Here is an 18076-nt window from a genome sequence, read left to right on the forward strand (position 1 = left end):
GTCAAAAAAACCGTTTTGGAACGACTTAACCGTTAAGCCGCTGCGTAAAATGCTTGTGACTTTTTTATGACAACTATAGGAACTGAACGGGTTGCATAGCCACTTAAACTACTGTCGTTTATGGCTGCCACGGAGAAGGCATTAATTAGCAATTTTTATAATGCTCTGGACGTTCAACCTGTAACAACGATTTGAAACGCGTCTTCCTCGGCTTGATGCCGTTGCTTCTTCGTGGGTGATAAACAGAATATAAATTTACTGTACAGGGACTTAATAATAATTATGGTAAAGATTACCTCTTCCGGATTTACTGCCGTTTCAGAGCTTCAAGACATGGACAGGGCCTCGCCCGCGGTCAGTCCTCCTCCCTCCCCATCGCCAGAACCCTTGGCTGCCGAAAGTGAGTCGTCTCGCAGAGGCGGCATGCGAAATCGACCTCATGCAGGTTTGAATAGCCAGGTGCTCGGACTGCAAGCCGTGCCGTCGCAGTCTGGAAGGCGTGTTCGCGTCAGAAACGATGCGCAGGGAGAAAGCGTCATTAATGCCTGGCTGGCAAAGCGACCGCCGGTTCGCAGCGAAACCAGCCTTGGTAACGACGGCAAGCTACTGCGCTATGCCGCTGTACCCCACGACCAGCAAGCGCCGAGCAATGAGGCCTTTTTCACCTCCGTACCTGGCATGTTGATGGCAGTTTTGACGGTCCATCCGCAAGTCGAGCGAGGTATCAGCGGGGAAATAAACGCTGATGGCGTAGCTGCCCGACTTGCCGAACCGCCAATAGGATTATTGACAGGGGTCTGGCAGTCTTCCCCGGATCGAGCCTATCTAGAGCGAGGCGGTGTGGTTCATGCCGCAAGTCTGGAAGGACGCTGGACGCCCCTGACGCTGCCTGGCATGGATCGCCGTGAGCCACTGCGGATGATTGGTTTGCAGGCGGACGGTCGTGTCTATGTACATAACGGCAGTCAACTCTGGCGCGCAACCGAGACGTCTGCCGAGTCCGTGGCAACCCAGCGACCTCCTGCAGGTGCGGCAGTACGGATTGACGCCGGTGGCGAGGTGCAGTGGCTGCATAAGGGAGTGCTTCATTCGAATGGCAGTTCCCGTGCTGTCGAGCTGTGGCGGTCAGCAGCCAACAGCCAGGGTAGCGAGCAGAGCCCGGCGAGCCCCATTGATTTCCTGCCATTGCCGAGCGGCAACGCTGCGCTGGTCCTTGATGATAAAGGACGCGTTTATCAAGCCGAGCTGCAAGGTACCGGGCCTGTAGAAGCCCACCGGCTGAACTTGCCTGACGATTTTTCGCGGGCTAAAGGCTGGGCCGTGACCGCTATGGGATTGTCCAGGGACGACACTGTTCACCTGATGCTGCAGGATCAAAACGGTAGGCGCATGAGCTTGCAGCAAGCGCCAGGCGAGGCGCTGTTTCGTCCAGCGTATCTGCTGGATCGCCCCTTGCTGCTGCTCCACACCGAGGGACTGCATGTTCCATCGGACGCAGATGTGCAGTCGCGTGTTCAGCTTGATGGTCATGCTCAGGTGGGGCATATAGACGGCGTGCTTCATTATCAGCCTGCTCCCGACCAGCCATGGGAGCGGTTAAAGCAGCCCGGTGGCGAACCGCTCACCGGTGTCACATCTGTTCACTCATCTGCGTCGGGATTTATTGACAGGAAACCGGTTTTTGCTTTGTGTGGTGATGCCCGGCAAGTCTTCGAACTGAAGCTGGAGGGGCGAACCTCATGGTTGCCGAGTGATGCCGAACTTCCGCGTTATCCTGCGGGTGGGCCCTTGGCGGTCGTACCGGATACGGTCGGGGTGCGTACCGGTCTTATCGCGCAGTTTGACGAGCCAGTACGCGCGCTGTCGGTTCACAGCAATCGTCGGAGTGTCGCGCTGACAGAATCGGGGCGATTAGTGGCCGCCGCAGGTGGCGAAGCCCGCCAGCTTCCATCGTTGCAGCGCCCCCTTGCCATCGCTATTGGGCTCAACGATCAGTTGCTCGTACTGCATCATCCCCATAACCAACGGCCTCAGTTGAAACGGTTGAGCGCAAACGATGACTGGGAGCCGGTGCAGATAGAGCTGCCGGGCACTGTTCATCCTTCAAGTCTTCGTGCCACTCGAACAGGGCAAATACAATTACAACTGGGAGAAAACTGGCACACATTACTGCCTTCAATGACGTCACACGACAACCAGCCTTTGCCGGCACGCGTAAAGCCTGAGCCGGAGGGGGATGAAGTGCCTTCGGAGAACTTTCTTGCGGGTAGCAACGCCCTCGCCAATCAACAGCAAGCCAGTCGTATCAGCACACCGCATCATGACGCGTCATTGGTGACAACGCTGTTGGGGACAACAGCAAATAACCCGCTGACCACGGCGTCAAGCCTGCAGGCAGTGGTTGATACAACTCGCGCTCAGGTTGGCGCATTGACGAGAGATGTATTGGGCGCAGCGGTGAATAGCACGGCGCGGGCAATGGCACACACGCTTGGCGTCGTTCTGCCACCGACCCCTCAGGAGAGACGCCTGGCCGGTTTCCACAATGAGGCGAAACAGGCTTATGCATCAGGCAAAACGCTGTTCGAAAATCTGCCGACGCTCGCGCAGGTGCGTGTCGATTTGGCCGTAGGACCGTCTGACGGAGAACGGTTCGGGCTGTCACATCAGCAAACACAACGCTTGTTGAACCTGCGAGAAGAGAAACTGGAAGCCTTGTTGCGTGACTTGCGCAAGATCGGCTTCCATGAAGGCGTAATCATGGGCGATATGGGCGGCAGTGACAGTGCGCATGATCTGAGTTCTACCACCTCTACGCCGACGTTCCGGATGGCCGAGCTATGGCGACGACAGCACTCGCAAGTGGATAAAACGCTGTCTTCCGTCGGGTTGTCTAGGTCGGAAGACATGTTGCCGAACCTCAACATGAGCATTAAAGCCCTGGCTGCAGGCGCTGCGCTTTACGCTGATCGTATGAGCGAACGTGAGGCTGAATTGCTGGGTGTCTTGTACGAGGTCAGCGAAAAAATGATGCGTGCCGGCGTACGTTTACCGGCTGATGATGGATACGCTGATAGCGCCAGTCGCAATGCTCCCTACGGTTTGCGAACAGCGGGGTTGGTTGCCGGCCTGGTGGATTATGACGAGCTGTTGAGAAGCACTGACGCGCAGGCGCTCGAAATGGCTGATAAGCGTCAGCAAGATGCCAGGCTTCCGGCGCTGTGCAAACTCGGCCTGTCTTCGTGGGGGCAATTAGCAGCCTTCGATGACGTGGTGACGACGTTTCGTGAACAGATAACGTTGCCGGGATCGGCGCGCCGCACCCAGTTGCTCAAGAATCTTGGCTTGCCGCCCGATGCCAAGCCGGACGAAATGGCGGCGCGTATGTCCGACCTACTCCTGGATCTTTTCAACAGAAGTACTTTTTTCTCGACGCAATCGCGTGGTCTGGAACTTCGCGGTTCGTTGGGCGCGTCTGACTGGAAGCATCTTAATGCGTTCAGCGTCGGGGTGACTGGCGAGGCGCTTCAGGTGCTTGGTGTAGAGCGTATCGGCGATGGCAAGGACAGCGATGCCGGGCTGGTCGCGTTTTTTGTGCGCCATTCCAAGGCCTCTGTAGCAGCAACGTCCGGGGTAGGAATCGACTTCAAGCCGGGCGCTGGCAGCGGCGGACGTGTTCTTGATGCGCGGCCGGGGCGCTCGATGAACTCGACTTGGGGAGGCTCCGGCAACCTGAGCCTGTCCGGTGCGTATCAACATGGTCAGGGCGCCGCCGTAATCATCGCGCCTTCGACGATTTCCGATTTCGTGCGGCTGTTGTTCGACGTCGATCACCCCGATAGCACCCAAATCCTGCGCACCGGTGTGAACGGTGGTTCGATTGGCCTGGACCTGTTCGAAACCAATTTGAATGCGTCTGTGGGGGCGAACGTCAGCGTGTCGCCATTTAGCTTGAGCCAGAAATACGGGCCACAAAAGCCGACGGCAGCTGCTGCAGTATCCAGTGCAGACAACCGGCGCAGTACCGCGTCGATGGCGTTGTCGGCAGGCGGGACAGCTCAGGCTGGCGCGCACTGGGGCCAAATGGAGTTGCATCTGGATCACGCCTGGGCAGATATCATCGGTCTGGAATTTCAGGGGCGCACGGATTTCAATCTTGAGTTCAATAGCAATCTGAACCTTGGGGGCTCGCTGTCTTCTGCACTCGGCAATAACCCTAAAAAGCTGATAAATGCGTCCACTGGGAACGGTAACTTGCAGCTCGCCGGCATCCGCGTTGCGTCAAGCGATGTGCAGTTGCCGACCGATGCCGCAGTGGACGATAAGCGTCGGGGCCCTTTTTTGTCGACGGCCAGCTATAAGCGCACCTTTGATACTGAGGTCGCCAAGCCTGTTACGGCCAAGGAATGGAACATTATGCGTCAGCGTCTGGCCAGCGCCTTTCCTGACAATAGCGGGGAGTTGAGTGCCCTCAATTACTCTGCCAGCGCTGGCCAGCGTATTGCAGCAATCGAACAGATGATCGACCGCATTCAGGGTCCCGAGGCGCGCAGGGTGGAAGCCGGTGGTGCCCTTGAGGGTGGGGCTCTGCGCCGTCAGCGCTTCAATGCGGCCAGAGAAATGTCGGATGCGCACAGCAGCGTGTGGCGTGCGAGCTCCGAAATTGACCGCGCCTCGGTAGTGGAGATGCTGCATCAATTGCGTCAGCAGGACCAAAGCGCCGTTCAGCACCGTGCCAGGGCCATTCCGGGGGCGCGCGTGGAGTTCAACCTGTTCGGGCGTGAATCTCTGGAAACAGTAGTCTTTCACGCCATCGGTCATCTGGGGCTTGGCAGCAAACTTAACGACCTGGCGGAGCTGCGTCGCAAGATACCTGGCCTTGATCAGGTCATGCTCTGTTTCCAGTCGTTGCCCAACGTCAATCAGGTGCGATATGTCTTCGAGATGCGTCCACAGGCGAGGTTCGCCATCAACGACGCGTTACTGGCACGGGAGCAGAACGCTTCGGCACGCGCGATCGGTTTGCAGGGGCCCTCTGCAAGCGAACTGAATTGGCGCGGCGTTCTGGACAAGATCAAAAACACGCCTGATCTGTATCGACTGGCGGCGATTGCCGTACACAACACTGATGAAAACCCGGTGACTTCAAGAATAGGCCTGCCGCTGTTGAATGTTTCGGCCACTGGCGCGACATCGCATCAACTGTTCGAAGCAGAGATCCAGTTCCGCTACGGTCTTTATGACGGTTTGCAAGGTATTGAAGTACTGGAAGCCGGAAACAGAGCGTTGCAGAGACCGTTAAGCGCATTACAAGGATTCGGTCTTCAGGCCTTGGGGCAGAGAACGCAGGCTGGGGAAGTTCCTTACTCCCCTCCGTCGCCGCGTAGAGAGACAACGATACGCGCCACAGGCGATGTTGCTGAGCGAACAACCAATGACCTGATAAGCCAACTTGACGGTAGAGTTCAGCGTATGAGTTCGGCGCTTAAGCGTGAGGCGAAGGCTATCGGTTCGTTTCAGCAGGTTTATGGGCTGACGTCCGCACATATAGACAGGCTGCTTGTACGCATCCCTGAATTGCCAGTGCCTGAAATTGATGACCGTGACGCTGATGGAGAAGGCGCGCAGGGGACGTTTGCGTCGCTTGATCGATATCATCAGACACTGGATCAGGCTGAGCAGGACATGCGTCAGGCCAGCGAAATGGTTTACACGACAACTGGCGATCAGACCGCGCAGGAGGAGAACCCGGCTTCGGCCCATCTGCTTACTGTTGAAACGCGTCGGCGTTCACTCGGAAATGCCATAAGAACACTTGCTGAAGAAGGGGCGAAAGTGGGCACGGCGACTGGGCTTGAAATTAACCGCATCTCATCGCAAGTGAATGACAAGGTCGCACGTCGAGACGCGCTCCTGATGCAACTTGAAAGCGGCGGTCAGGAGGGCAGTGGCAACAGCGAAGAGATGGCGTTGGAGCTGCAAAGCATTAATTCATCGCTGCAATGGCTGCGCGCCCACTGGCTTGGCGAGCAGCAAGCGATGGACGCGACCGCTAAACGCCTGGACCAGGCAAACCGCGCTGCTCTTGAGGGTGAGCGCAGCTTCAGCGATGCCGTACGTGATATGACGTGGGGCGAACTCGATAAGACGCAGCGGTGATTTCGCTGTTCCCTGCAACAACAAATGAAGCGGCCTGAGGGTCGCTTCATTTGTTTTGTTGATTCGTCGGTCAACGTTCGTTATACAAACCGCGCGTGCTCAGCGCTGATACGTGACCTGTGCCACGCAAGTTCTTTATAACGATTCCCTGACCACCAGTGGGCAATCCACCTGCTGGGTGCCTGAAACTTCGAGACCTTCTATCAAGTGCCTGGCGGCATTGCGACCGATCTCGTAATACGGCAGTTGCACCGTGGTCAGTGCAGGGATGAACAGTTCGGAGATGCCGATCATATTGTCATAGCCAAGCACGGCGACATCACCGGGGATTTTCAGGCCACGGCCCAGCAGCAATTGGTAGGCACAAAAGGCAATGCGGTCATTGCCGCAGATCAGAATGTCGAACTGCGGACGGCCATCAGTCATGTGCCGTTCGAGGATACCTGCGGTTTCCCCATAGGCGTCATGTTCGGACAGGTTGTATTGCAAGAGCTCGCCGGTAGCCAGGCCGAATGCCTGGCAGGCACGCTGCATACCCGCTTGCCGAATTTTCCAGGCCAGGCTCTGTTTTGGCAGATTGATAAACAACGGGCGTCGATAGCCCTGGCTGAACGCGTGATGCAAGGCGCGATACTGCCCGGTTTCGTCGTCTGGCACATAACTGACGAGGCTGCTGTCATCAGCCACGCAATTGGCGAGCACCAGTGGTTTGCTCTTCAAGCGCTGCGGAATGCTCACTTCGCGCAACCCCATGGCGCTGAAGATCAACCCGTCAGGCCGGTGTGACAGCATCAGGTCGATGTTCTGGTCGGTTGGCGGGTTGCTTAGCAGGTTGAGGATAAATACGTTCCAGCCTGCTTGCTGCGCGGTCTGTTCGATGGACAGCAGCAGCTCGACCGCGAAGGGTGTTGTCGCGGTGTCCAGGGCAAACACGCCGATCGTTCGTGTCTGCAGGTTGTCGCCGCGAATTCTGCGAGCCGACAGGCTGGGTACGAATTGAAGCTCGTCAATCGCGCTGCGGACTCGCTGATAGGTCTCGGGGCTCAGTTTTTCCGGATTATTGAGCGCTCGAGACACCGTCATCAGGGAAACACCGGCCAATCGTGCAACGTCTTTAACTGAGGTCATGCGAGGCGGGGCCTGTCAGGTTGACTGATGATTATCATGCTACAGAGGCCTGATTTTTTTCGCGACGTCAATGATTTACCTACACGTAGCCCGAGGAGAGTGTCCAGGCGTTTGCAATACAGACTCGGCCTCCGGTTCCGTTGGCAATCAGCTTGACCCCCAGGCTGTCGTTCTGTGGATAAAAGCGGCTGCTGAGGGTGAAGCTGCCATTTTGGTCGAATACCTCGATGGAGGAGCGATCAAGGAAGACTCTCAGCTCGAGCCGGTCCTGTTGCGGATCTATTGCCACGCTGCGTTGACCGAAAACGTGGGTACCCGACTGGTCACGGTCCAATATCAAGCGCTTCAGCGAAGCATCGTAGTAAAGCAGTGTCTGCTCTTTGCCATCTGTGCTGCAGCGCAGTGCCACGCCAAGGCGGCCTTTGATGCAGTCGCGAAGGTCCAGGCTCACATGAATTTCGAGCAGGTCGCCGTGTACATCGATCAGCCACCGGGTACCCGCTTCGCTCCACCATGAGGTGCCTGGCATCGACGTGTTGCGCAATGCCGTCAGTTCGCGTGCGGGTTGCACGCAAAGGCGATCGGCGCGCAATTCAAGTTCGCGCGGAAGGCCGAGCATGCCGCGCCAATGATGCGCCGCGCTGGGGGTCGGGCTCTCCCACATATCGAGCCACGCCCACACCAGACGTCTGCCATCGGCAGCCACCAGCGTTTGCGCTGCATAGAAGTCGTGGCCGTTATCCAGCTCGATGAAAGGCCCGCCAGTGAACTTCCACTGCCTGTCGACCTGACCTACTCGGTAGCCGGTATGAAACTTGTTCAGTCGCTCGTAGCCCTCAGCGGGCATGCCTTGGGGCGAGTAAAGCAGTACGTCGCGTGCGTCGAGGCGAAACAGGTCGGGGCATTCCCACATATAGCCATCGCCCTCGTTGCCGGTGGACACATAGTTCACGAATTCCCAGACGTGCAGGTCCGCAGATCGATACAACGGCAGTAGCGGCGTGTCACCCAGACGCGCGCCAGCAATCAGGTACCAATGGTTATCCTGCTGCCAGACCTTGGGGTCACGAAAATGAATAATCGCATCTTGCGGCGGGGTATCGATAACGGCGCCATGTTTGGTGAAGCTGATGCCGTCGATACTGGTGGCCAGGCACTGCACCTGACGGATAAAGCGCTCGTCGCCCACGTCACCCAGCCAGGTGTGCCCGGTGTAGATCAGTGCCAGGGTATCGCCACACACCACGGCACTGCCGGAAAAACAACCGTCCCGGTCGAAGTCAGCGCCGGGTGCCAACGCAATGGGCAAATGCTGCCAATGGACCAGGTCAGCGCTCTTGGCGTGGCCCCAGTACATTGGACCCCACTTCGCGTCGAAGGGGTGGTGCTGATAGAACACGTGATATTCGCCGCGAAAGTACACCACACCGTTCGGGTCGTTCATCCAGCCAGCAGGCGGGGCCAGATGATAAGCGGGTCGATAATCGTGGACGATCTGCGACAGGCCATCCTTGAGCGCATCGTGCGCACGCTCGAGGGCTGCGGGCATTGGATCGTTCATGCCATTCACACAAACACTCATAGGGTACCCGCCTGTACGACGTGCGCCGTGGTTTCGTTGGTCTGGTGCTGATGGGTATTTGGGTGTCGCCTCAATGCAACGCCATCGGCGTCGAACAAGTGCACATTGCCAGTATCCAGTTGCAGCGCGACCCGGTCGCCCACTTGCCATCCGGCTGTGGCTTCGCAACGACAGATCAAGGGTTCGTTCTCGCCTGTAGCGAGGTGTACATAGACCTCGCTGCCCAGATATTCAACGCCGGTCACGCTAACGCCACTGCCACTGTTTGCAGCACTGAGGGATATATGCTCCGGACGTACGCCCAACGTCAGTTGCGCGTCGTCAGCCAGGTTCGAGCTGTCGAAGGGCAGGAATGCCATGCCCAGTGCCGGGATATCAATCAGGCTGCTGCGGTTCGCCGCGTGCAGGCGCACTGGCAGGAAATTCATTCTGGGCGAGCCCAGAAAACCGGCGACGAAGCGGCTGGCGGGGCGTTCGTAGAGCTCGCGTGGCGAGCCAATCTGTTCGACCCGACCGCCGTTGAGTACGACAATCTTGTCCGCCAGGGTCATGGCCTCTACCTGGTCGTGAGTGACGTAGATCATGGTCGAGCCCAGCCGTTGATGGAGCCGGGCGATCTCGTTGCGCATCTGCACCCGCAATGAGGCATCGAGGTTGGAGAGCGGTTCATCGAACAGCAAAATATCCGGTTCCCGCGCCATGGCTCTGCCCATTGCCACACGCTGGCGCTGCCCGCCAGACAGTTCTTTGGGCTTGCGTTGCAACAGCTTGTCCAGTTGCAGAATTTTTGCGGTTTTCAGTACGCGTTCACGCAGGCTGCTTTTTTCGGTCTTGGCCAGCTTGAGACCAAAACTTATGTTGTCGTAAACGCTCATGTGCGGGTAAAGCGCATAAGACTGAAAGACCATGCCGACGCCACGCTCGCGCGGTTCCAGTGCGTTGACGCGTCGTCCGTCGATCAGCAGGTCGCCGCCACAGATCGAATCCAGCCCTGCGATCAATCGCAGCAATGTCGACTTTCCGCAGCCCGATGGCCCAACGAACACAACGAACTCACCTGCAGCGATCTCCAGGCTCACGTTGCGCAGAATACGTACGCCGCCCAATTGCTTGTTGATGTTGGCTAGCTTTAATTTCATCACGATGCTGTTCCTTGTCATGATTGTGCATCAACCCTTTAACGCGCCGGCAGTGAGGCCGGAAACGATGCGGCGCTGGAATATCAGCACCAGAATCACCAGCGGGACGGTCACAATCACCGACGCTGCCATCAGCAAGCCCCAGGGCAATTCGTGGGAGCTGCCACCCGAAATCAGGGCGATGGCGACCGGCACCGTGCGCTGGGCGTCTGTCAGGGTGAAGGTCAGGGCAAACAGGAATTCGTTCCACGCGGCAATAAAGGCCAGCAGGCCTGTGGTGACCAATGCCGGCCACAGCAGCGGCAATAGCACACGGGTCAGCGTGACCCAAGGCGAGGCGCCGTCCATGATGGCTGCTTCTTCCAGTTCATGCGGCAGTTGCCCCATGAACGTGGTCAGCACCCAGACGGTGAAGGGCAGGGTGAAAATGGTGTAGCTCAAAATCAACGCCCATGAGGTGTTATAGAGCCCCAGCATGCGGATGACTTCAAACAGCCCCGACAGCACCGCAACCTGCGGAAACATAGAGACCCCGAGAACCATCATCAGCACCGTGCCGCGCCCCCGAAACTTCACCCTGCCCAAGGCATAGGACGCTGTCAGGCCGAGAAACAATGCGAGCATCACTACACACAGCGAAACCACGAGCGAGTTCGCGATGGCCTGAAGGAATGAAGGTTGGCTGAGGACCGTCGTGTAATTGGAGAAGTCAGGTTCGGTGATCCAGTAGCTCGCCTCAAACAAGGCACTGGAAGGCTTCAGCGATGTCACGATGGCGTAGTAGAAAGGGAAGATCGCGTAGAACAGCAAGATCCCGACAAGGCACCAGAAACCTGCGCGCAGCAGTGCTTTCTTCAGTTGGCGCAGGTTCATGAGCGCACCTCCAGTTGGCGGCGTCCGAGGTACAGATAAAGCATGGCAATCACCGCCACCACCAGAAACAGCAGGGTCGAGGCTGCGCTGCCATAGCCGACGTCCTGAAACTCCACCAAATGCTGGCGGGCATAGACAGACATGCTCATGGTGCTGGAGGAGTTGGAGGTCAGGACATAGATGACGTCGAAGACCCGCAACGAATCGAGGATGCGAAAGATCGCCGCGACCAGCAAGGCCGGCATCAGCAGCGGCAACGTGACACGCCAGAACACGCGCAACGGATGAATGCCGTCGACTCTGGCGGCTTCGTAGCAATCACTGGGCAGCATCTGCAGGGCCGCCAGCATCAGCAGGGTGACGAAGGGAACGGTCTTCCAGACGTCGACGATGATGACTGCCCACATCGAGAGATCCGCATCTGCAGTCCAGGCCAGAGGCGCATCGATCAGGCCAAGGCCCAGCATCAGGTGGTTGATGATGCCGAACTGATCATTGAGCATCCATGACCAGATCTTCGCCGAGACAATAGTCGGGATCGCCCAAGGGATCAGAATCAACGCACGGACCAGCGCGCGGCCAGTGAACTTGACGTTCAACAGCAATGCCACCAATAGTCCCAGGATCATCTCCAGGCCTACCGACACCACAGTGAAGTGCAAGGTGTTGCGCACTGCGTGCCACCACTGTGGATCGACCAGAACGCCTGACCAAAGGGTGCCGTCGTAAAACAGATAGTTGCTCAAACCGATGAATGAGCCAGCTTCAGTGTCCGACAGGTCGGCGTCGGTCAGGCTGAACCAGAATGTGCGCAGCAACGGCCAGGCCGCCACCAGCGTCAGGCACACCAGCATCGGCGTCAGAAACAGCCAGGCGGCCCGTACCCTGCGACGTTGTACAGGCGTTTCTCGAGTGATGAAGGCGTCGTCACCGGGAAAGTCGATAGAAGAGGAAGGCATTGTGAGTTCCTTGCGTGTGGCTTACCAGTTGCGTCGTTTGATGCGCTTCAGTTCGGTTTCCAGTTCAACCAGTGCCTGATCGACCGGTAAATCGCCCGCCAGCACGCTATGCACGCGGTCAAAGAACGCATTGGATACGCGTGGGTAGCCGCTGGCGGTGATGGCGGCGGGGCGCATGACCCCATTGCTGAGAATGCCGCGCAATTGGGTGTAATAAGGCATCGCAGCGAGCAACTCGGGGTCGTCATAGAGCGACTCGATAACCGGGTTGTAAGCGCCTGCCAAGGCACGCTGTTTTTGCTGTCGGGCGCTGGTCAGGTAGGCCACCAGCTCTGCCGCCAACCTGGGGTTGCTGCTGTATCGCGAAACCGCCAGGCCCCAGCCTCCGAGCGTGGAGGCATGGGTACCGTTTGCGCCGCCTCGGGGCAGGGGTGCGATGCCGACCTTGTCTTTTACAGCGCTGTCCTGGCTTTGCACCAAGGCCCAGACGTAAGGCCAGTTGCGCATGAACAGCGCATTCCCGGACTGGAACACACCACGTCCTTCTTCTTCGGTGTAGTTGAGTACACCGCGCGGAGAGATGACGCCGACCCAGCTTTTTGCTAGGGTCAATGCGGCTCTTGAGGCCTGGCTGTTGACCACGATGTCTCCTCGTGGGTTGATCAGCCCGCCGTCCGGCTGGCTGCTGATCCATTCCAGGGCATTGCACGTCAGCCCCTCATAGGCGCGCCCCTGGAAGACATAACCCCACATATTCGCGTTCCCTGCATCGCGCTCGGCTTGTTGCACTTGCGTGGCCGTAGCGGTCATTTCCTCCCAGGTCTGGGGAATCGGCTTTTGGTACTTTTCGAGCAAATCCTTGCGGTAGTACAGCAGCCCCGAATCGGTGAACCACGGCATCGTCACCAACCGGCCATCGACCGTGGCGTTGTCTACCTGCGCCTGGAAATAGCCTTTTGTAGCATCCGCCGGGAGTAGCTCATGCAAATCCGTCAGGTGTTTGGCGAGCATGCCTGGCCAAACCATGTCGATCTGGATGATGTCGATGTCGGTGGATTTGGCACTGAGGATCTGCTGGTAAAACGACAGGCGCTCGGTTGCCGAGTTGGGCGTCGACACCACTTGGACATTGTTGCCGGTCTGTTTCGACCACGTATCAACAGCCTCTTTGCACAGTTGCAACTCCGCCCCGACGGCCCCGCAGGAGATCGTCAGATTTGCGGCGTTCGATAGCGCAGAGCCCCCCGCAGAGGAGGTGAGCAGCACGGCGGCGAGAAGAGATTTCAGCTGTTTCATAGAGCCCTCTTTATTTTTGTTTTTATAAAAGTTAACGTTAACATCGTTAATGTAACAGCGTATTTTCGATGTGGCACCCTTTTTTCTTCGATTTGCACGATTCAGCCTCGAAGGAAAAAAGGCGTGGCCTACGCCACAAAAACAATAAAAACAAAGCAGGAAGTCCATATGCAGAACGCATCAAGATGGGTACTCGCCGGGGTGCTCGGTACCTCGACGACGGTCACTCAGGCAGCCACTCTGGAAGAGCGGATGGCCGCATTCGAAGCCCGTGCCAGCGCTGCTGAACAGCGTGCAGCCGTAGCCGAACAGCAAACCCGGGCGCTCGCCAGGGAGCTGCAGCAAATCAAACTCGCCAACCCTGCTTTGCAGCCTGCCGCCTCTGGTGCTGCCCCTGTTGTGGCGGCCAGTCCAGCGCCTGCCCTGGACGATCGCGTGGCAAAACTCGAAGCACGCCAGCAAAGCATGGAAAAGCCAAGCGTTACCGGGCACCTCACCGACGGGTTCAGCTTCAAGGGTTATGCTCGCTCCGGCTTGTTGATCAACGACGGGTTGGGCGGCGGTCGTGGTGGGCCCTATACGACCCCGGCGGGTTCGGTCGGTGGCGCGGTGGGGCGGTTGGGTAATGAAGACGACACCTACATGCGTTTCGACCTGTCGAAAGAAATCTACGCGCAGAACGGCACTCGTTCCAAATTCACGGTTTCCATCGCCGATGGCGTCGAAAGCTACAACGACTGGACGGCCACCGAAAGCAAACTGAACGTGCGCCAGGTGTTTACCGAACTCGACCACATCGCCGCTTTCAAGGGCAATTCAATGTTCGAGAACTCCACGCTGTGGGCCGGCAAGCGCTTCGACAGGGATAATTTCGATATTCACTGGCTGGACTCGGACGTGGTCTTTCTGGCCGGGACCGGCGGCGGTATTTACGATGTGCAGATGACCAAGGACTGGCGTTCGAACTATTCCTTGATCGGACGTAACTACGGCGATTTCAGTGAGGGCGGCGTCGATGCCGATGTAGAAAGCTACATCCTGACCTCCAACCAGTTTTTCGACGATGGTCAGTGGCAGTGGATGTTCAATGCCATTGGTGCAAAGAAAAACGACATAGGCACTCGCACCAATCAGGCCGGCTTTGCGCCTGCAGACTCGGGCTTGCATTCCATGCTGGCCATCCACCAGAAAGACTTTTTCGGCAGGGAAGGCTTCTCCAAGGCCGCGTTGCTTTATGGGCAAGGCCTGGGCGCGCAGGTCAAGGACATTGGCTCGGATGGCGAACTGCTCGACGACGCCCGTGCACTGCGTCTGGCGCTGTATGGCGAAACACCCATCGCGCCTGGATGGCGCATCGGCCCCAGCCTGCTGGCCGAGCAGAGCAAAGACCGATACGTCAAAGGTGACGACTATCGCTGGCTTACTCTGAACATGCGCCTGGCTAATGAAATCAACAGTAACTTCGAGATGGCCTACGAACTTAGCTGGCAAACCATGAACCTTGACCCCAAAGGCTACCTGCAACGCAATGCAGTTGACGGCAACTTCTGGAAGTTTACAGTCGCGCCGACATTCAAGCCGGACATGGGCGATTTGCTCACCCGTCCCGAATTGCGAGTGTTCGCCAGCCTTATGAACTGGTCCTCGGACCTGGACCGATATAGCACGACCGGCAATTTCGGCAAAAGCGACTTCAGCGCCGGTGGCGTATGGCAATTCGGTGTTCAGATGGAAACGTGGTTTTAGTGGGAGTGTTTCAGACATGCCATTGAGAAAATGAAGCACTTGAAGCTCGGGCGGCACTAGCGACTGAGGGAAGCACCCTTCGCTTTCTTGTGCCGCTGGAATGGTTCTGGGGGCTGGCTAAGGGGATTCAGTTAGTGCTCAAGCTGCGTGGTCCACTTACAACACGTCGTTGCTGGACAGGGGGATGTCACTTGGCTACCTTCATCGTTCCTATACCATTCTTCAGGGATCGAAATGATCGTCACTACAGTGAAATGCTCAGGCTGGTCTGATTTCAAAAATAGGATAAAGGCCAGTTTCTGTTTCGAGGGCAAGGCGGCGAAAGCTGGAAGCTAGCTGTAGTGGTCTAATGATTCCGGACACTCATTTAGGCGAGAATATCGCCAGATATAGAGGTGTCTGATGACCAAGCAACGCCGTACCTTCTCCGCTGAATTCAAACGTGAGGCCGCAGGCCTCGTGCTCGATCAAGGTTATAGCCATGTCGAAGCTTCTCGCTCGCTTGGAGTGGTCGAGTCTGCGCTGCGTCGCTGGGTTAGCCAGCTCCAGCAGGAGCGCAATGGCGTGACGCCTCAGAGCAAAGCCCTGACGCCCGAGCAGCAGAAAATTCAGGAGCTGGAAGCGCGCATCGCTCGTCTTGAGCGGGAGAAATCCATTTTAAAAAAGGCTACCGCGCTCTTGATGTCGGAAGAACACGAGCGCTTGCGCTGATCGATCAGCTAGGTGCCCATGAGCCGATCGAATTGCTGTGCGAGATGTTCGAGACACCTCGCTCGTGCTACTACGACCATTGCCAGCGGCGTCGGGCTCCAGACACCGAGCGGGTTCGTTTACTCAGTCGAGTCAATGAGCTGTTCGGGCAAAGTCGAAGCGCTGCTGGCAGCCGCAGTATCGTTTCGGTATTGCAGGAAGATGGCGAGCAAATTGGCCGGTTCAAGGTACGTGGCCTGATGCGGGAACTGGGATTAATCAGCAAGCAACCTGGCTCTCATGCTTATAAAAAAGCAACAGTGGAGAGGCCTGACATTCCGAACATTTTGAATCGGCAGTTCGATGTACCCGCGCCCAATCAGGTTTGGTGTGGCGACATCACCTACATCTGGGCGCAAGGAAAATGGCATTACCTGGCGGTGGTTATGGATCTTTATGCGCGTCGGGTGGTGGGCTGGGCGTTTTCAAACAAACCGGACACGGACTTGGTCATCAAGGCGCTGGACATGGCTTATGAGCAACGCGGCAAGCCTCAGGGCCTGCTGTTTCACTCAGATCAGGGCTCCCAATATGGGAGCCGACAGTTTCGCCAGCGGCTTTGGCGATACCGCATGCGCCAGAGCATGAGTCGCCGAGGTAATTGCTACGACAACTCGCCGATGGAGCGTGTATTCCGCAGCTTGAAAACCGAGTGGATACCCGCCGTGGGCTACATGACGGCCCAAGAGGCACAGCGGGATATCAGTCATTATCTGATGCATCGCTACAACTGGGTTCGGCCACACCAGTTCAATAATGGACTGGCACCCGCTCAGTACGAGAAAAAACTTAACGTCGTGTCCGGGATCAGTTGACCACTACAATGAGGATGACAAACCCTTGCGGGCCATCCTCAAACAATGGCCGGAGCTTGGTCGCCAGCTGTCGCTATGTCGATGTTTTGGGATCGAAAACCTTCCCAAAGACAAACTACTTTCCGGCTTGCTAGTTGATGGCAAGATTGATGTTGCAGCAGTAATTCACCGTGACGGTGACTTCATGACGCCTGAGGAAGCGACCAAATGGGCAGAAACATTCAATACGAAGGGAGTATATCCTTGGACAACCGCAGGTTCGGATATTGAAGGATATTTCTGCTCAGCCGACTATTTGGCATCACTGTACGAAATCTCGCTTGATGAAGCTGAGCAATGGCGGAAGACTGCGTCCAAGGCTGTAAGTAAGGCACGAGCTGATTTTTTCTCAAAACGCCAAGTCATCAATAGGCTAATTTGGCCGGATGGTGGTTCACCTGCGACCGACGACTTATGGGCTCTGGGGGCGGGGCCTAGTCCAATTACCGTCAAAGGTAAGAAGCTATTGGCTCAAATAAAAGTTGTGGCCACCCAAAACGGGTACAGCGATAAGCTTCTGAACAACTTTACCATCCCAGAGGGTTTTACGGTCGCTCCAGATCTGAAGCTCATTTTGGAGAAAGCTTTAGCCAAGCGCTAAGCAGAAGTCATTCGCAGAGATGGAATCAGCCGCTGATCACTGGTTGGTATCTGGCGAGAGCAACAGAGCTCAGTGAGGCCCTCATAATGATACCTGCATAATGGCCTAGTATTGATAAAAAGAGAGTTAACTTGAAAGTCTTCCTCACAAGTAATAAAATTTATTTTGAAACTTGCGTCTCTGTACTGTTAGCGATCATGGCTATCATTGTTTCGATTAACGCTAATTCCATAGCCAAAGCCCAGCTATCCTTGGCGAATGATGCCCAAAGGATTGCTACGCTTTCTTATTTACCAAATATTAAGGCTCGTTTTAAGTTTGTATCTTCGGAAGATGGAGTTCGAAAAGAGAAGCTGGAAGTTACTAACTCTGGGGATTCAATGTACGAACTGCGCGCTGTTCCTATAGCGTTTTTAGAGCTGCGAGAGCTGCAGGTTGTTCCAATTAACGGACCTTATACAAAAAATACTCATCTTAATAAATCTACTATACCCCTTGAAGGGTATTTTCCTAACGTGACATGGGTGGATGGTAGCGACAAGAATTTTGTGCTGTACCAAGATATAGAGGGTGCAGGTCTCTTGGAAGATAGATTAAATGTCTTTTCCAAGAAGTATAGTAGTAAGGAAAAACACATTATAGGCGGCATTGAGAAATATTTGCTTGTCTCATATAAAGACCGTTTCAAAGCACTCCATACAGACTATTTTCAGTTTGACCCTATGGGTGAAGGGGTGTTGATGGATAGTTCTGAAGGTGAGGCAGTGTTTAAAAGTCATAGCGAATCTTCTCAAAAAAAGATTAAGCTAGACTATAAAATTTCTACACCAGAAGAAATTGGCAGTTTTTGGCTTAAACTGAAAATCTAGAGAGCTGGACCAAAATCTGCCAGAGATAGAACAGTGGCGGTCCAAGCGACTGGCTGAGCCATTAATATCTCTCAGCTTCAATATTTAACTTATGCTTCTTCAATCGAATCCGAAAACCAT

The 18076-nt window shown here is 56.1% G+C and carries 11 protein-coding genes; 5 read left to right on the forward strand and 6 right to left on the reverse strand.

From position 1 onward, the window contains the following. The first annotated feature begins 423 nt into the window (after positions 1–423). The gene (locus I9H09_RS00260) at positions 424–6159 is read left to right on the forward strand and encodes a type III effector (RefSeq protein WP_236502350.1); all 5736 of its coding nucleotides are present in this window, start codon (positions 424–426) and stop codon (positions 6157–6159) included. A 135-nt stretch (positions 6160–6294) separates the two neighbouring features. Here I9H09_RS00260 and I9H09_RS00265 read toward each other — a convergent pair whose 3' ends face one another. The 6 genes from I9H09_RS00265 to I9H09_RS00290 form a co-directional block, all read right to left on the reverse strand. Next, positions 6295–7287: a LacI family DNA-binding transcriptional regulator gene (locus tag I9H09_RS00265; protein ID WP_005887746.1), complete on the reverse strand. Its 993-nt coding sequence runs from the start codon at positions 7285–7287 to the stop codon at positions 6295–6297. Positions 7288–7366: 79 nt separating this feature from the next. Then, a complete protein-coding gene (locus I9H09_RS00270; RefSeq protein WP_183142506.1) occupies positions 7367–8869 on the reverse strand; it encodes a glycoside hydrolase family 32 protein in 1503 nt (500 codons plus the stop codon). Then, positions 8866–10011, reverse strand: coding sequence for an ABC transporter ATP-binding protein (locus tag I9H09_RS00275; protein ID WP_183142507.1), 1146 nt, complete (start codon positions 10009–10011; stop codon positions 8866–8868). The genes I9H09_RS00270 and I9H09_RS00275 overlap by 4 nt, the downstream gene beginning before the upstream one ends. A 27-nt stretch (positions 10012–10038) precedes the next feature. Further along, positions 10039–10881 (reverse strand): carbohydrate ABC transporter permease, encoded by an 843-nt coding sequence (locus I9H09_RS00280; protein WP_005887752.1) that lies wholly within the window; start codon positions 10879–10881, stop codon positions 10039–10041. Then, positions 10878–11840, reverse strand: a complete 963-nt coding sequence (locus I9H09_RS00285; protein WP_005887755.1) for a carbohydrate ABC transporter permease — start codon at positions 11838–11840, stop codon at positions 10878–10880. The genes I9H09_RS00280 and I9H09_RS00285 overlap by 4 nt, the downstream gene beginning before the upstream one ends. 21 nt (positions 11841–11861) lie before the next feature. Then, entirely contained in the window at positions 11862–13136 is a 1275-nt protein-coding gene (locus I9H09_RS00290; RefSeq protein WP_005887756.1) for an ABC transporter substrate-binding protein, read from the reverse strand. Between the two features lie 168 nt (positions 13137–13304). Between I9H09_RS00290 and I9H09_RS00295 the strand changes: the two genes are divergently transcribed. The 4 genes from I9H09_RS00295 to I9H09_RS00310 all read left to right on the forward strand — a co-directional run bounded on the left by I9H09_RS00295 (position 13305) and on the right by I9H09_RS00310 (position 17956). Continuing rightward, positions 13305–14882 (forward strand): carbohydrate porin, encoded by a 1578-nt coding sequence (locus I9H09_RS00295; RefSeq protein ID WP_055004652.1) that lies wholly within the window; start codon positions 13305–13307, stop codon positions 14880–14882. A gap of 402 nt (positions 14883–15284) precedes the next feature. Continuing rightward, a protein-coding gene (locus I9H09_RS00300) for an IS3 family transposase (protein ID WP_122346372.1) occupies positions 15285–16447 on the forward strand; the annotation gives its coding sequence in 2 pieces (ribosomal slippage) (positions 15285–15540 and positions 15540–16447; 1164 coding nt in all). 25 nt (positions 16448–16472) lie between these two features. Beyond that, positions 16473–17087, forward strand: a complete 615-nt coding sequence (locus tag I9H09_RS00305) for a hypothetical protein (protein WP_236502464.1) — start codon at positions 16473–16475, stop codon at positions 17085–17087. 131 nt (positions 17088–17218) lie between these two features. Then, positions 17219–17956: a hypothetical protein gene (locus I9H09_RS00310; RefSeq protein WP_122325410.1), complete on the forward strand. Its 738-nt coding sequence runs from the start codon at positions 17219–17221 to the stop codon at positions 17954–17956. The last annotated feature ends 120 nt before the right edge of the window (positions 17957–18076 follow it).

The organism is Pseudomonas tremae, assembly GCF_023278125.1.
Lineage (GTDB): Bacteria > Pseudomonadota > Gammaproteobacteria > Pseudomonadales > Pseudomonadaceae > Aquipseudomonas > Aquipseudomonas tremae.

Bases quoted from the DNA above. Each gene is read 5' to 3' on its own strand.
- I9H09_RS00260 (WP_236502350.1), top strand. From the start codon at position 424: ATGCGAAATCGACCTCATGCAGGTTTGAATAGCCAGGTGCTCGGACTG.
- I9H09_RS00265 (WP_005887746.1), bottom strand. From the start codon at position 7,287: ATGACCTCAGTTAAAGACGTTGCACGATTGGCCGGTGTTTCCCTGATG.
- I9H09_RS00270 (WP_183142506.1), bottom strand. From the start codon at position 8,869: ATGAGTGTTTGTGTGAATGGCATGAACGATCCAATGCCCGCAGCCCTC.
- I9H09_RS00280 (WP_005887752.1), bottom strand. From the start codon at position 10,881: ATGAACCTGCGCCAACTGAAGAAAGCACTGCTGCGCGCAGGTTTCTGG.
- I9H09_RS00285 (WP_005887755.1), bottom strand. From the start codon at position 11,840: ATGCCTTCCTCTTCTATCGACTTTCCCGGTGACGACGCCTTCATCACT.
- I9H09_RS00290 (WP_005887756.1), bottom strand. From the start codon at position 13,136: ATGAAACAGCTGAAATCTCTTCTCGCCGCCGTGCTGCTCACCTCCTCT.
- I9H09_RS00295 (WP_055004652.1), top strand. From the start codon at position 13,305: ATGCAGAACGCATCAAGATGGGTACTCGCCGGGGTGCTCGGTACCTCG.